The sequence below is a fragment of the Pseudoclavibacter sp. RFBI5 genome (genome assembly GCF_002931395.1).
Lineage (GTDB): Bacteria > Actinomycetota > Actinomycetes > Actinomycetales > Microbacteriaceae > Pseudoclavibacter.
Map to the genome: position 1 here is coordinate 17,467 of NZ_PSYA01000011.1, position 14,580 is coordinate 32,046.

Annotated in this window: 13 protein-coding genes; 2 read left to right on the plus strand and 11 right to left on the minus strand. The window is 66.7% G+C overall.

Translation table 11 applies throughout. The features are described from left to right. Positions 1 to 104 precede the first annotated feature (104 nt). From C5E06_RS14225 to C5E06_RS14250, 6 genes are all read right to left on the minus strand, one after another. Positions 105 to 1,463, minus strand: coding sequence for an alpha-L-fucosidase (locus C5E06_RS14225; protein ID WP_104307325.1), 1,359 nt, complete (start codon positions 1,461 to 1,463; stop codon positions 105 to 107). A gap of 82 nt (positions 1,464 to 1,545) precedes the next feature. Next, positions 1,546 to 2,424: a carbohydrate ABC transporter permease gene (locus C5E06_RS14230; protein WP_104307326.1), complete on the minus strand. Its 879-nt coding sequence runs from the start codon at positions 2,422 to 2,424 to the stop codon at positions 1,546 to 1,548. Further along, entirely contained in the window at positions 2,417 to 3,367 is a 951-nt protein-coding gene (locus C5E06_RS14235) for a carbohydrate ABC transporter permease (RefSeq protein ID WP_104239918.1), read from the minus strand. Before C5E06_RS14235 ends, C5E06_RS14230 begins: the two co-directional genes overlap by 8 nt. Continuing rightward, on the minus strand, positions 3,364 to 4,590 hold the full coding sequence (locus C5E06_RS14240) for an ABC transporter substrate-binding protein (RefSeq protein ID WP_104307327.1): 1,227 nt from the start codon (positions 4,588 to 4,590) through the stop codon (positions 3,364 to 3,366). The genes C5E06_RS14235 and C5E06_RS14240 overlap by 4 nt, the downstream gene beginning before the upstream one ends. 137 nt (positions 4,591 to 4,727) lie before the next feature. Continuing rightward, complete coding sequence (locus C5E06_RS14245) at positions 4,728 to 5,459, minus strand: SDR family NAD(P)-dependent oxidoreductase (RefSeq protein WP_104239965.1); 732 nt, start codon at positions 5,457 to 5,459, stop codon at positions 4,728 to 4,730. 8 nt (positions 5,460 to 5,467) lie between these two features. Beyond that, positions 5,468 to 6,310: a fumarylacetoacetate hydrolase family protein gene (locus C5E06_RS14250; RefSeq protein WP_104239916.1), complete on the minus strand. Its 843-nt coding sequence runs from the start codon at positions 6,308 to 6,310 to the stop codon at positions 5,468 to 5,470. A gap of 112 nt (positions 6,311 to 6,422) precedes the next feature. Between C5E06_RS14250 and C5E06_RS14255 the strand changes: the two genes are divergently transcribed. Further along, the gene (locus C5E06_RS14255) at positions 6,423 to 7,721 is read left to right on the plus strand and encodes an enolase C-terminal domain-like protein (protein WP_104239915.1); all 1,299 of its coding nucleotides are present in this window, start codon (positions 6,423 to 6,425) and stop codon (positions 7,719 to 7,721) included. Continuing rightward, the gene (locus C5E06_RS14260; RefSeq protein ID WP_104239914.1) at positions 7,718 to 8,677 is read left to right on the plus strand and encodes an aldo/keto reductase; all 960 of its coding nucleotides are present in this window, start codon (positions 7,718 to 7,720) and stop codon (positions 8,675 to 8,677) included. The genes C5E06_RS14255 and C5E06_RS14260 overlap by 4 nt, the downstream gene beginning before the upstream one ends. Positions 8,678 to 8,720: 43 nt before the next feature. On the opposite strand, the gene C5E06_RS14265 is transcribed toward C5E06_RS14260, so the two are convergent. The 5 genes from C5E06_RS14265 to C5E06_RS14285 form a co-directional block, all read right to left on the minus strand. Further along, positions 8,721 to 9,599, minus strand: coding sequence for an amidohydrolase (locus C5E06_RS14265; RefSeq protein WP_104307328.1), 879 nt, complete (start codon positions 9,597 to 9,599; stop codon positions 8,721 to 8,723). Between the two features lies 1 nt (position 9,600). Further along, positions 9,601 to 9,933, minus strand: coding sequence for an L-rhamnose mutarotase (locus tag C5E06_RS14270; protein WP_104307329.1), 333 nt, complete (start codon positions 9,931 to 9,933; stop codon positions 9,601 to 9,603). Continuing rightward, positions 9,930 to 10,601, minus strand: coding sequence for a FadR/GntR family transcriptional regulator (locus C5E06_RS14275; RefSeq protein ID WP_104239911.1), 672 nt, complete (start codon positions 10,599 to 10,601; stop codon positions 9,930 to 9,932). Before C5E06_RS14275 ends, C5E06_RS14270 begins: the two co-directional genes overlap by 4 nt. Before the next feature lie 175 nt (positions 10,602 to 10,776). Further along, positions 10,777 to 12,642, minus strand: coding sequence for a BNR-4 repeat-containing protein (locus C5E06_RS14280; protein ID WP_219820216.1), 1,866 nt, complete (start codon positions 12,640 to 12,642; stop codon positions 10,777 to 10,779). 307 nt (positions 12,643 to 12,949) lie between these two features. Next, on the minus strand, positions 12,950 to 14,452 hold the full coding sequence (locus C5E06_RS14285) for a sugar porter family MFS transporter (RefSeq protein ID WP_104307330.1): 1,503 nt from the start codon (positions 14,450 to 14,452) through the stop codon (positions 12,950 to 12,952). Positions 14,453 to 14,580 lie beyond the last annotated feature (128 nt).

A 14,580-nucleotide genomic window follows, 5' to 3' on the forward strand; every position in this document is an offset into this window, starting at 1 on the left:
TTCGGTGGCACAGGGCGGCAGCAGGTGACGGCGGAAACCACGACGCCGCCCGAGGCTGTCGCGATGACAGCTTCGGGCGGCGTCGTGGTTTCCGCCGTGGATACCTACGCTTCGACGTCGCCGCGGATCGGGAAGGAGACGCGAACGAGGCCTTCGACGGCACCGTCTGCGCGCACGAGCGTCACCGTGTCACCGTCGACGCGGGAGGTCGCGCCGACGACCTCCGCCCCCGCGAGGTCGAGCCGATCGGACAGTGCCTCGAGGACGACGGTCTCGCCGACAGGCAGATCCACGAAGGCGTTCGCAATGCCACCCGTGCGCGTCCAACGCACCCACGGAGTGTCGCTCTCTGCGCCGAGCATCGAATCCAGCGGACGTGAGCCGAAGACGGGCTCTCCGTGCACCGCGTTCCAGGCCCCGAGCACCTCGAGCGTGTGCCGCTGCAGCTCCGGCACCTCGCCTGAGGCCGTGAGCCCGATGTTCAGGAGGAAGTTGCCGCCACGGGACACGATGTCGACGAAGTTCCGAATCGCGTCGACGCCGCTGAGCGAGTTCGACTCGTCCTCCAGCGTGTTGTGCCCGAACGAGAACCCGACGCCGCGGCAGTTCTCCCAGGCGCCGTCACCTTCCTGGGCGCGTCCCTGCTCGTACTCGCTGGTCCGGAAGTCCCAGTGGGTCTCGCCCCACCGGTCGTTCGAGACCCCATCCGGACGGCTCGCGTAGAACTTCTCAAAGATGTTGACCAGGCTCTTCTCGCCTGGCGCCTTGCCAGCGTCCGGCCACTCGATGTCGCCCCACAGCACCTCAGGCTGATACTTCTCGATGAGGTCCACGACGTGGTCGTGCGCGTAGTCGGCGTACTCCTTGTCGACGGGGCGTCGGTCTCCCTCGATGGGGCCATCGATGACGGCAGCGTCGGTGAAGTGCCAGTCGAGTCCGCCCGAGTAGTAGACGCCGAACCTCACGCCGCGAGCCTCGGCGGCGTCCTTGAACTCCGCGACGAGATCGCGGTGGGGGCCGCGCTGCACGGTGTTGCGGTCGCCGGTTCCCGGAGCGTCCCACAGCGCCACGCCGTCATGGTGCTTCGTGGTGGGGACGAAGTAGCGAGCCCCGGTCGACTTCACGAGGTCCATGACCGCCCCCGCATCGAAGTTCTCCGCCTTCCACAGGTCGATGAACGCGTCATACGGGGCACCGTCGAACACCTCCTGCTGATGCTGGTGCGCCGTGCTGCCCTCGATGCGCACCGTGTTGTAGTACCACTCGGCGTAGGGGTTGTGCCGGAACCAGTACTCCTCGTCGAACGTCCCGAGCGGACCGATCGGCTCGGCCCAGGCCGGCACCGAGTACGGTCCCCAGTGCACGAAGATGCCGAGCTTCGCATCCTGGTACCACTCGGGTGTCTCGCGTTCGAACTTCTTGTAGGCCTCTGGGCGGACGGGCTCTGACTTGAACATTGCCATGGGAAGCGGCTTCCTCTCTGAAGCGGTTGCTGTTGCCTGGTTGGGGTGGGGGAGGGCCGTCGGTGGGCGACGGGAGTCGCGGTCAGCGGCCGCCCATGCCGGACGTGACGACACCTCGGACGAGGTGCTTCTGCAGCGCCACGAGCAGGACGGTCGTCGGGAGCATCGAGATGACGGACGCCGCCATGAGCAGATGCCACTGGGTGCCCTGCTGGCCGAAGAACTGCTGGAGTCCGAGCGGGATCGTCCCGAGGGCGCTCACATCGTTGACGATGATGAGTGGCCACAGGAACGAGTTCCAGTACGTGATGAAGGTGAAGACCGCGAGCACGGCGAGCGTGGACCGGGAGAGGGGCAGCATGATGCGGAAGAAGATCGTCACCGTTCCAGCGCCATCGAGGCGGGCTGCGTCTTCGAGCTCCTGCGGCACCGTCATGTAGAACTGGCGGAGCAGGAAGGCACCGAGCGCGGTGAACGCCCAGGGGATGATGAGCGCCTCGTACGAGTTCACCCACCCCAGCGAGCGCATGAGCACGAATGCCGGCACGATGATGACCTCCTGCGGGAGCATCATGGTCGCCAGGAACACGGCGAACGTGGCGCCGCGACCCTTCCACTTGAGCCGAGAGAACGCGTAGCCGGAGAGCGCGGCGACCGCGAGCGTGAGCGCGGTCCCGAGCACGGCGACGATCATGCCGTTCATCAGGTACTGGCCGAAGGGGGCGTACTCGAAGACCTCGACGAAGTTGCCCCATTCGAGGGTCGAGCCGAAGAGGCTCGGGGGAGTGGAGAAGATCTCGTTCGGCTTCTTGAGAGATGACCCGATCATCACGAGAAGCGGCGAGATGAAGATGAGCGTGACGATCCCGAGCAGCACGTAGCCGATGGCGGAACGGATGCGCTGACCTGCTCGACTCGGAACTGCGGCCCTGCGTCGGACCTGGGTGGTGCCGCTACTCATAGTGCACCCACTTCTTCTGGCCGATGAACTGCACGGCGGTGATGACCAGGATCATGATGAACAGCACCCAGCCGGCTGCGGCGGCGAGCCCGAGCTGCTGGAACGTGAAGCCCTGGTTGTAGATGAACTGCACGAGCGTCAGCGTCGAGGTTCCGGGCCCTCCCTTGGTGAGGATGTAGGGCTGGATGAAGACCTGGAACGACGTGATGAGCGTCATGATCGTGGCGAAGAACACCGACGGCGAGATCAAGGGCAACTGGATGCGCCAGAAGATCGTCCAGGGGTTGGCGCCGTCGAGCTGTGCGGCTTCGATCTGGTTCTCGGGCACCGAGTCGAGGGCGGCCGAGAACACCAGCATGTTGTAGCCGAACCCCTGCCACACGCTCATGACGACGATCGCGGCCATGGCCCAGTTGGGATCGGCCAGGAAGTTCGGCAGCTCGATCCCGAAGAGCGTCTGCGACGTCGCGTCGAGCGTGCCGCCGGGCTCGTAGATGAGACGCCAGACGACCGCGTTGGCGACGATCGGCGTGACGGTCGGCAGGAAGAACAGCACCCGGAAGAACTGGCGTCCCTTGATGCGCGGTGACAGCCATGCGGCCATGCCCATCGAGACGATGAGGTTCAGCGGAAGGTAGAGGACGACGAAGAGGAGCGTGTTGCCGAACGCGGCCCTGAAGGTCTCGTCAGCGAACAGGCGCTGGAAGTTGTCCATGCCGGTGAACGTCGGGCTGCCGATCATCGGCCAGTCGTGGAAGCTCATGACGAGCGCGATGACGATGGGGGTCAAGGTGAAGAGCCCGAGCCCGATCGCGTGGGGGGCAGCGAATGCCGGCCCCCACAGGTTCGGGCGCTGCCTGCGCGGCGGCGCCGGCTCTCGCTTCGCCTCGGTGGTCAAGGGAACCGCGGGCGTCGTCGCCTCCGGTTCAGTGGTGAGCGTCATGATCCGAGCTGCGTCGCGATCTCGGGCAGGACTTCATCCGCCGGCTTGTCGCCGTTCACCATCTGCGGCCCGTACTGGACGAGCAGCTGGTTGAACTGGTCGCCCTTCGCGGAACCCGGGAGGGGGATCGCCGTCTCGAGCGCCGCATCCATGGCCTCCTGGAGGCCGTCGATACCGGCGTTGTCGAACCACACCTGCTGCGCGGCGGTGCGTGCCGGGAAGGCGCGGCCCTGCTCAGCGAGCGAGGTCAGCACCTCCTCGGAGGTCATGCCTGCGATGGCAGAGAGGGCGGCTTCCGGGTCTGCGCACTCCGAGGAGATGCCGAAGCCGCTGCCGGCCGAGAAGGTGCCTCCGCCGTTCGGGCCGGCGGGCAGCGTCGCGACGCCGATCTCGAAGTCCGTCTTCGCGTTGAAGTCGAGCAGCAGCCACGGGCCTCCGACGACGGAGGCGGCTGAGCCGTTCACGAAGGCGTTGTCGTCCGCGGTGTTGTCCGGTCCGTTGGCGACTGTCGCGCGGCCGTCCTGGACTGCTTCCGCGATCCATTCGACTCCCTCGCCGAAGGCTGAGTCGTCGAAGGTGAACTCGCCGTTCTCATCGAGGACGCGGCCTCCGTTGTAGGCGAGCACGCTGCTCTCGAGGAAGAGGTCCTCGACCGTCGATGCGAAGCCCACCTGGCCGGCGTCCTTGAGCTTCGCGGTGGCCGCATCGAACTCGTCTGCGGTCCAGCCGGGAGCCGGGTCGGCGACGCCCGCCGCGGCGAAGGCGTCCTTGTTGTAGAAGAGCACCATGGGGCCTGTGTCGTAGGGAATCGCGTACTGCTGGCCGTCGACCTGCATCGCGTCGAGCGCGCCCTGGTCGAATTCGGCGAGGTCGATGTCGGAGCCGGCGATGAGGTCGTCGAGCGGCAGGAGGCCGCTGTTGAACTGGTTGATGCGGAGGCTCTGCATCGAGACGATGCACGGGGCGGCGGAGGTGCCGAGCTGCGTGGACAGCTTCGTCCAGTAGTCGGCGAATGGTGCTCCCTGCAAGGTCACGTTCACCCCTGAGGCGGCGGCTCCTGCTTCGCCGACGGCCTGCCAGGCTGTCTGGTCTTCCGTGGATCCGATCCACATCGACCAGACGAGCCCGTCAGCGGATTCGGCAGAGTCTCCCGACGCGCATCCTGCGAGGGCCAGCGACCCGATTGCCAGGACGGCGGCGGCAGTCTTCGTGCGTCTCTTCATCGTTATCTCCTTTGATGTTGCGATGTTGGGGCGTGCGGCCCCGAAGCTTCGCCTGAGGCGATCTAATCATCCGATGTTTAGATGGTCAAGAGTGAGTTTGAGTCAATTCAATGGATGGAATGCGGGTAAACATCGGTTCAACTCGCAGCAGGCGACACGCGGAGTCCGGCCATCCCGCCGTCGACCGCGAGGCTCGTGCCCGTTGTCGAACGTGCGGCCGGACTCGCGAGGTAGGCCACGGCCTCGGCGACCTCGTCGGCGTCCACCAATCTGCCCTGTGGCTGCCTCGCCTCGAGCGCGGCGCGCGCCGCGTCGGGATCGGCGGAGTCGGCGAGCAGCCGCTGAACCCACGGTGTGTCCGCGGTGCCCGGGTTCACTGCGTTCACGCGTACCCCGTCGGCGAGGTGATCCGCGGCCATCTGCAGCGTCAGTGCCAGGAGCGCTCCCTTCGTCGCTCCGTAGACCGCGCGCTGTGGGAGACCTGCAGTCGATGCGATCGAGCAGGTGTTCACCACCGCTGCGCTGGGCGAGCGACGCAGATGTGGCAACGCGGCTCGCGTGACCCTCACAGCCCCGAGCACGTTGATGTCGAACGCGCGGTGCCACTCTTCGTCGGAGTTGGTCTCGATCGTCCCGACCGTGCTGATGCCGGCATTGTTGACGACGATGTCGACCCGCCCGTGCTGTTCGACGACCCACTCCACGCCCGCCCGCACAGCCGCGTCGTCGCCGATGTCGACGACGGCGCCTCCCTCGCTCGGCGCGAGATCGAACGGCACGGCGATCGCCCCAGCTTCCTGGAGTCGCGTCACGATCGCGGCGCCGATCCCAGAGGCGCCGCCGGTCACGATCGCGACAAGCCCCTGCATGGATCCGCTCACACGATCACCTGCCGCTGCGTTCCGAGGCCATCGATGCTGAGCTCGACCACGTCGCCGACCTGCAGATACGGGAACCGTCCGGAAAGAGCGACCCCTTCCGGAGTGCCCGTGAGGACGACATCGCCCGGCTCGAGCGTGAGGTATTGGCTCAGTGTCCAGATGATGTGCGGGACATCGAAGATCATGTCGGCTGTCGAGGAGTCCTGCCTCGGCTCGCCGTTGACGAAGCTGCGAAGGCGCAGTGCTCGGAAGTCGACTTCGTCCGGAGTCACCAGCTCAGGCCCGAGCGGCGAGAACCGAGGGGCCGACTTGCCCTTGCTCCATTGCCCACCCGGGGCTTCGAGCTGCCAGGCCCGCTCGGAGAGGTCGTTGCCGATGAGGAAGCCGGCGACCGCATCCAGTGCTTCGTCGCTGCTCTCGAGGTAGCTGACGCGCTTCGAGATGACGACGCCGAGCTCGACCTCCCAGTCCGACTTCTTTGAGCCCCGCGGCAGGGGCACGTCGTCGAACGGCCCGGAGGCCGTGTTGGGTGTCTTGAGGAACATGACGACGTCGCTCGGGGGTGCGGCGCCTGACTCTGCGGCGTGGGCTGCGTAGTTCATCCCGACGCAGATGATCGCCGATGGGCGCGCGACGGGAGTGCCCACGCGGAGTGCTTCTGCTCCGTCGAGCTCGGGGAGCTCCCCGGCCTCGTGCGCCGCTCGGACGCGAGCGATGCCACCGTGCTCGAAGAACCCGCCGTCGAGGTCTTCGGTGACCCCTCGCAGGTCGAAGTCCGTGCCGGCCGCGCGAAGGACGGGGATCTCTGCCCCCTCGTCACCCAATCGAAGAAAACGCATACATACGCTCCAAACATCTGAAGATTACGACCTCTGAGGGCCTACGACGCGGCTACTGTAACACTTGACGCGGTATTGATCCGATGTTTACAGTTCTCGGCAAGGAGGAACAATGAGCAAAGTTCAGTCACTGACGACTGTCGACGTCCGGTTCCCGACGTCTCTGACCGCTGACGGCACCGACGCGATGAATCTCGACCCCGACTACTCGGCGGCGTATGCGGTGATCGAGACCGACGCCGCAGACGGCCTCGCGGGCCACGCGTTCGCCTTCACGATCGGCCGCGGCAACGACGTGCAGGTGGCCGCCATCCGGTCGCTCGAGCAGTACCTCATCGGGCGGGACGTCGAAGAGCTGCTCGCCGATATGGGCGCCACCTACCGAGGGTTCGTGTACGACTCCCAGCTGCGCTGGCTCGGCCCCGAGAAGGGCGTCATGCACATGGCCATCGGCGCCGTCGTCAACGCCCTGTGGGATCTCAAGGCCAAGCGCGCCGGTGAGCCGCTCTGGCGGCTCCTGTCGCGCATGTCGCCAGAAGAGCTCGTGCAGCTGGTCGATTTCCGCTACCTGTCCGACGCGTTGACCCGCGAGGATGCGCTGCAGATCCTTCGAGCCTCCGAACCGGGAAGAGCAGAGCGGGAGGCGACCCTCCTGCGCACGGGCTACCCGGCCTACACGACGACCCCCGGATGGCTCGGCTACTCCGATGAGAAGCTTGCGCGACTCTGCAGGGAGGCGCTCGACGACGGCTTCCCGCAGATCAAGCTCAAGGTGGGCGGAGACCTGGATGACGACATCCGGCGGATGCGCATCGCCCGCGAGATCTGCGGCCCCGACTTTCCCATCGCGATCGACGCGAACCAGCGTTGGGACACGCGGGATGCCATCGAGTGGATCACCGCGCTCGTTCCCTACGGGATCGCCTGGGTGGAGGAGCCGACCAGCCCGGACGACGTCCTCGCGCACGCCGCCATCTCCCGCGCCATCGCACCCATCCCCGTCGCCACCGGCGAGCACGCGCACAGCCGGGTCATGTTCAAGCAGTTCCTGCAGGCCGATGGCATGCAGGTCATGCAGATCGACGCGAGCCGTGTCGGAGGCGTCAACGAGAACATCGCGAACCTCCTGCTCGCCGCGAAGTTCGGCGTGCGTGTCTGCCCGCACGCGGGCGGAGTGGGGCTCTGCGAGGCTGTGCAGCACCTCTCGATGTTCGACTTCGTCGCCGTGAGCGGCACGATGGAGAATCGGATGATCGAGTTCGTCGATCACCTGCACGAGCACTTCGTGAGCCCGACTGTCCTCGAAGACGGGCACTACGTCACCCCGCTCGCCCCCGGCGCCGGAACGGAGATGCTCTCGCAGACCCTCATCGACTACGCGTTCTCCTCAGAGCCGGTCGTGGTCGCGTGATCGACCGGCTGGGCTTCGGGGCCGCCTCTCTCGGCAATCTCTACCGGGAGGTCAGCGACGAGCAGGCCCGTGCGGCTCTCGCGGCGGCATGGGACGAAGGCGTTCGGGTCTACGACACGGCGCCGCATTACGGGCTCGGCTTGTCCGAGCGAAGGCTCGGGGCGTTCCTGTCCGGCCTTCCTTCGGACGAGTACGTGCTCTCCACGAAAGTGGGGCGTCTCCTGGTGCCCAACCCGGATTTCGATGGCAGGACAGACGAAGCCGATGGGTTCGCTGTGCCCGCCGACCGCATCCGCCGGTTCGACCCGTCGAGGTCGGGCGTCGAGCGAAGTCTCCATGAGTCGCTCGAGCGGATGGGCGTCGACCGGGTCGACGTGGCCTACCTCCACGACCCCGACGTCTATGACCTCGACGCCGGCATCTCCCAAGGGCTGCCTGCTCTTGTGGAGCTGCGCGAGCAGGGTGTCGTCGCGGAGGTCGGCATCGGCGTCAACGACGTCGGTGCGGCGCTCCGGGCCGTCGAGGAGAGCGACATCGACGTGGTCATGATCGCCGGCCGCTACACGTTGCTCGAGCAGCCAGCAGCCAGCGAGCTGCTGCCTCGTTGCCTCGCGCGTGGCGTGAGGGTGGTGACGGCTGCGGTCTTCAACTCCGGACTGCTTGCGACGGCGACCCGCGCGGCTGATGCGCACTACAACTATGGGGCTGTGCCAGAGGAGGTCGCCGCACGCGTCGACCTGCTCGCGCAGGTCTGCGAGAGGTACGAGGTGACGCTTCCCCAGGCCGCCATCCAGTTCCCCCTCCGCCACCCTGCAGTCTCGACGGTGGTCGTCGGCACCTCGCGGGCTGCCGCCGTGCGCGAGAACGCACGCCACCTGCGAGCATCCATCCCCGAAGAGCTGTGGCTCGAGCTCGAGCGGCTCGGCCTCATTCCTGCTCCAGCATTCGAGCGCTGACGCCGATGACCTGATGGCGGTGCCGGCTGGCACCGCCATCAGGTCATCGCCGCAGTCGATAGGCCCGCGCCGCCGTCTCCGTCCCGACCTGCAGCCACTCGGCGTCCGACAATCGCGCGCGTACGAACTCCAGCCACTCGGCTGTCGTGAGTCCGGCGGCGCCGACGGCACTCACCGGCCAGTCGCTCCCGAACATGCAGCGGTCTGGGCCGAAGACAGCCAGTGCTGTATCGACGACTCGTCCGACCCGAGCGGCGAAGCTCGCCTGCGAGCTCGGGCCAGCCTCGGCAGACAAGCCGCTCAGCTTGACGGAGACGTTCGGCAGGGCGCCGAGCCTGCGCAGGCCGCGCTCCCAGGACGCCCAGCTCGCGTCGCGCTCGTCGTCGGCGAGCGGGGGCTTGCCGACGTGGTCGAGAATCACCGGCAGCGAAGCGGCGCGGGACACCGCGTCCGCCAACTCCTCGAGCTGCCACCAGCGCACGCAGGCATCGAAGCTCGCACCGCGCCGGGCGAGCACGCCAAGGCCCGAGACGAGTGCGTCTGACGCCACGGCGCCACGGGGGAGGTCCTGCAGCAGGTGACGAACGCCGCGATAGAGCTCGAGCTGCTCGAGGGCGTCGAGGTGTGCCTCGAGTGCGGGGACGCCGCGCAGGAGGTCGGCGTCCGCGACGATGCCGGAGAGCGCCGGCCACTTCGGCGCAAGCGACTGCACCCAGCTGGCCTCCGTCAGTGCGTCTTCTGGGGCGGCGCCAGCCTGCACGAAGACGGCCGCGTGCACGTCGCCTCGCTGAGCGTCGTACTCCGCGGGCAGTCGCGACGCGGAGAGGTCCGGCAGTGCGTCGAGCCAGTCGAACCGCACCCGCGCCCGGTCCCAGACGTGCACGTGCGCATCCACCGACCCTGAACCGCGGACTCCGCTCATGTCAGCTGCGCCGCTTCTGAGCCTCGAGATCCCACATCAATTCGAGCGGCGAGTACCCGTCTTCGCCGTCGGGGCCTCGGAACACTTCGACGAAGCGTCCGATGTCTTCCTGCCAGCGCGCGTTCGCGGCATCTCCGTCGAGTGCTGCGTTCGCCGCTTCCCAGTCGTCGCAGATCACGTCGTGGAACAGCCGATGCCCTGAGCGGTAGATGGTCCAGCTGCGGATTCCGACGCGGTCGAACGTCGCAACGAGCTCGGTGGGAATCACCGCATGGCTTTCGCGATACCACTCGATGGCGCCCGGCTTGATCTCCGAGTGCAGCGCGACCCTCATCGAGCGTCTCGCAGCCAGCGCTCGACACCGGACACGTGGGCGAGCGTGAGTGCCGCAGTGAGCTCCGCGTCTCCTGAGCGGAGCGCGTCCAGAATGGCCCGATGCTCGTCGATCGTCCGTGCAACTGCTCCAGCCTGAGTGATGCCGCGCCAGACGCGGGCCCGCACGGTCCGGCTGGACAGCGAGTCGATGAGGCTCGTCAGGTACTTGTTCCCGGTGCTCTCGACGATGTGGCGATGGAACTTCAGGTCGTGCTCGATGAGCCCCTCGACCTCGGTGTCGTCACCGATCTCACGGAGAATCTCCTCGAGGTTCTCGAGCTGCTCGGGCGAGGCCTCCCGCGCGGCCACGGCCGCAGCCTGAGGCTCGAGCATGCGTCGCACTGCGAGGATCTCGAGCACGCTGTCATCCTGGTGCAGGTCGACGACGAAGTTCATCGCCTCGAGCAGCAGGCGTGGCTCGAGACTCGTGACGTACGTGCCGTCGCCCCTCCGCACATCCAGGACCCGGATGACTTCGAGCGCCTTGACGGCCTCGCGAAGCGAGCTGCGCGACAACCCGAGTCGATCGCTCAGCTCCTTCTCTGGGGGGAGTTTGGACCCAGGCACGAGATCGCCGGAGACGATCATCTCCTTGATCTGCAGGATAGCTCCGTCGGTGACTGCCATGATCGGAGTGTAGTCGCATTCATCCGATGTCTGCTAGCTCGACGTGGGCGCGGTGTCCAGTGGCGCGAGGTGGCGCCCCGCGTGATCCGTCTCGGGGTGCGGATGAGAGGAGCGCCCCTCCGCAGACCAGCGGAGGGGCGCTCTTGGGTGATGACTTCAGGTGTTGTCGGCGGGCTCAGGCGTTCTTTCTCCGAGCCAGGAGTGCCGCACCGAGCAGGAGCAGCGCACCGGCGGCCCCGAAGGCGAGCCACGGCAGGTCGGCGCCGGTGGTTGCGAGCTCGGAACCGCTGTCGGCCTCGGCGGAGCCCGGCGCGGATGGAATCGTGCCTGGCCCCTGGCCCCCGGTCTCGGTCGTCTCCGTCGGCTGGACTGAGATCGGCGGCAGCGCGGTGGCGGTTGCCGTCGCCGTGGGCTGCGAAGTGGCCGTGGGGTCGATCGTCTCCGGCGGAGTCTCCGACGCTGCTCGGAGCAGCAGCACGGAGAGCGTCGATCCACCTTCTGGCCATTCGTCCCGCGGCAGGTCGCGGTTCTGACCGAGGCTCTCCCACCGGAGGACGTATCGGCCATTGTCCGTGTTGCCGCCTCGGTCCTGCTGCACGTTCACCTGCAGTCCCGGATACGTGCCGGCGAGCTCTGCGACCTGCGCCGGGTACGGCGGGGTCGACACCTGGGTCACCGGCTGCTGATCTCTGTCGATGATGATGCTCATCGGCTCGCCTGAGCACAGGTAGTTGACCTGCACGTCGCCGTCGGACAGCACCTCGGAGCCCAGCATCTGCACCTCGAAGACGAGGCTGCCGCCGCCACCGAAGCTCCATCGCCCCTCCCAGTCGGACACCTGGTCGATCTTCCAGGCTGGGTCGGAGGAGGTGCGGTCTGGCGTGGCCGTGAAGACCTGCGAGTTCCCCGCTTCGTCGTACTTGTGGTAGCTGATCAGCACTTCATCGTCGGCAGTGAAGCCGATACGCGCGTTGCCGTTGAGGAGCCCTGCGTAGTCTGGAATCGGGTCGACGACGTCGCCGGCTCCATACGTGAATGGGGTGGTGAGCGGTTCGCCCTTGCTGTCCTGCCAGGTCACGAGGTCGTCGCTGCTCGCGTAACTGAGCATGCTGTTCGTGGCGGCGTCTGGGGTGTCTCGCCAGACCCAGAGCAGGTGGAACTTTCCGTCGGGGCCCAACGTGGGGCCCTGATAGTAGGAGTTCCAGGTGCCTTCCGGGTTCTCGGTCGTACCGGCGCCGTCGAAGAGGGGCTGGTCGATCAGGCGCGACCATGACTGCGTCGTCTCGTCGAACAGGTTGAAGTAGGTGACACCCGAGCCCGAGCCGCCGTTTCGGTGGCTGAACACGAGGCTGCCGTCCTTGCGGTTGACGAACTCCGGGTAGGTCACGGAGTCTTCTGTCGCTGGGTCGACCATGGTCGGGACCGCGGTCAGGGTCGTCACGTCACCGGATACATCGGTGCGGTAGTAGTTCAGCGCGACATCGTGCATGTTGCCGGCGACGTGGAGCGCACCGTCGCGGTCGAGGCCCAGCGAGATGTAGTTGTGGCTGTCCCATTCGAGCGTCTCTGGGAGGGGCTGGTAGATCCAATCGCCTGCGCTGGTCCCGTCGGTGCGGAGGGCGCGCTGGGCGATGACCATCTCGCGGTCGTCGGTGTAGAAGCCGACGTATTGGCGATCGTCCTGGGTCAGGAGGTCCTGGAGGACGTACATGCCCGCCCAGGTGAGGCCGAGCTCCGATTCCTCGATGACGGTCTCGGAGGTATCGGCGAAGTCGTACGGTGCGCCCCGGTCGTCGCAGACGAGTGGGCCGGGTGTTGGGGAAGTCGTCGCGGACGCGCTCGCCGATGGCAGTGGGGAGGCGCTTGCGGTGGGGGTCGGGGTCGCAGCGGCTTCTGCGGTGGAGGAAGCCGCGGGTGGTGGGGTGTCGATCGGGCTGGTTGTCGCCTGCGCGGGCGCGGCGAGCAACGGCAGGCCGATGAAGGCGGCAGTGAGAACACTGGCGCTCGATAGCAGCGGGAGGCGGCGTGTGCGTTCAGCCATAGGGGCGGGACTCCTTCGTCTCGTGGTCCGTTGACTGTATCGTTTCAATCAACGCGGGGAAAGGCCCAAACCCCCAAAATGCCCCGATTCATCCGATGATTAACCGAAATTTACAGTGTTTGTCGCGGAAAGCACGCGAATATTGTCCGCTGCTCGCACTCAGGTCTGACCTCTCGCGGTTGAGGTGTTGGGGTCGCGCAGTGCACAGAAAGAGCCCGCGGAGTCGGCTCGGACGTCCAGATCGAAGCCGATCCCGCGGGCGGGTCGGCCGCTCGCAGAAGCGGCCGAGTCGTGAATTCTGTGGTGGCTAGCGGGTCTTTCCGAGCACGTGGATTGCTCCCGTCGTGACGCCGACCTCGAGCTTCTCGAGGGTCACCCCTCGGGTCTCGGGAACCTGCGTGATCGTGAAGAGCAACGCGACCGCCCCGATTCCGGCGAAGAGGAAGAACACCCCGCTGATGCCCATCCCGGCGATGAGGCTCGGGAAGTAGAGCGCCAGGAAGCCGTTGGTCATCCAGCCGAAGAACACGGACACGCCGATGCCGAGGCCGCGCATGTGCAGCGGGAAGATCTCCGCCAGGTACACCCAGACGGCGACGTTCAAGAAGGTCTGCATCGAGGCGACGAACGCGACGACGAGGATGAGGATCACGAACGGGCGGGCCGGGTTGCCGACCGGGAGCAGCAGGGAGGCAGCGCCGATGAGCAGGTGGCAGGTCGTCGTCAGCGTGAGGCCGATCGCGAACGTCTTTCTGCGGTCGACGCGGTCCATCATGTACAGCGCGATGAACCCGCCGATGACGGCGACCACACCGGGCGCGATGTTCGCGATGAGAGCCGCATCCGCTTCGAAGCCTGACTCGATGAGCACGACCTGGCCGTAGTACATGATCGAGTTGATGCCCGTCAGCTGCTGCATCATGGAGACGCCGATGCCGATGAGCAGGATGCGGATGAGCCACTTGTTCGTGAGCACCGCGCCGAGGCCGACCTTCGCTTCCGTCTGCTCCTCCTTCGTGACCTGCTCGACCTCGCCGAGCTCGGCGATCGCGCGTTCCTCAGATCGCACCGTCTTGAGCACGGTGAGCGCGTCCGCGTGGCGGCCCTTCTCGACCAGCCAGCGCGGCGACTCGGGCATGCGCAGCATCCCGAAGAAGAGGGCGATGGCGGGGATCGCGCAGACGGCGAACATGATGCGCCAGACCCCGTCGATGTGGCTGAGCGTGTTGCCGAGGATGGCGTTGATGACAAACGCGGAGAGCTGGCCCGTGACGATCGCGACCTCGTTGCGGCCTGTGATCGAACCGCGGATCTCGAACGGCGCCAGCTCTGCCAGGTAGACGGGCACGACGGTGGATGCGCCGCCGACGGCGAGCCCCAGCATGACGCGCCCGACGACGAGCAGCGCGAAGTTCGGCGACGCGACGACGACGACCGTGCCGAGGAAGAACAGCACGGCGAGGATGATGATCGTGTGGCGGCGGCCGATGGCGTCCGAGATGCGTCCTCCGAAGAGCGCGCCGAAGGCGGCGGCGAACACGAGGGAGCTGGTGACGACGCCCTCCGTGAAGGCATCGAGGCCGATCTCCGCGGCCATGGGGCGCAGCGCGCCGTTGATGACACCCGTGTCGTAGCCGAAGAGCAGTCCGCCGAAGCAGGCGACGATCGAGATGAGTCCGAGCCGCTTGCGGTACGGGCCTGGCGTGAGTTTGGGCAGGGTCGTCTCTGACGCTGATGCCCCATGCGTGGAAGTGATGAGAACTCCTTTGTCTCCGCGGTTCGTCGCGCTCCTGGGTGATCTCTGCGCGATTCTGGCCGGGTCTCCCGGCCGATTGGAGGCAACCTTATACGTACTAGACGCAGGGCGCTAGTACGTAATAGTCTGTGCGTGCTGGGCGCACCCAGCAGCACAGTGTCGTGTCGGCACCGCCGTCCTCA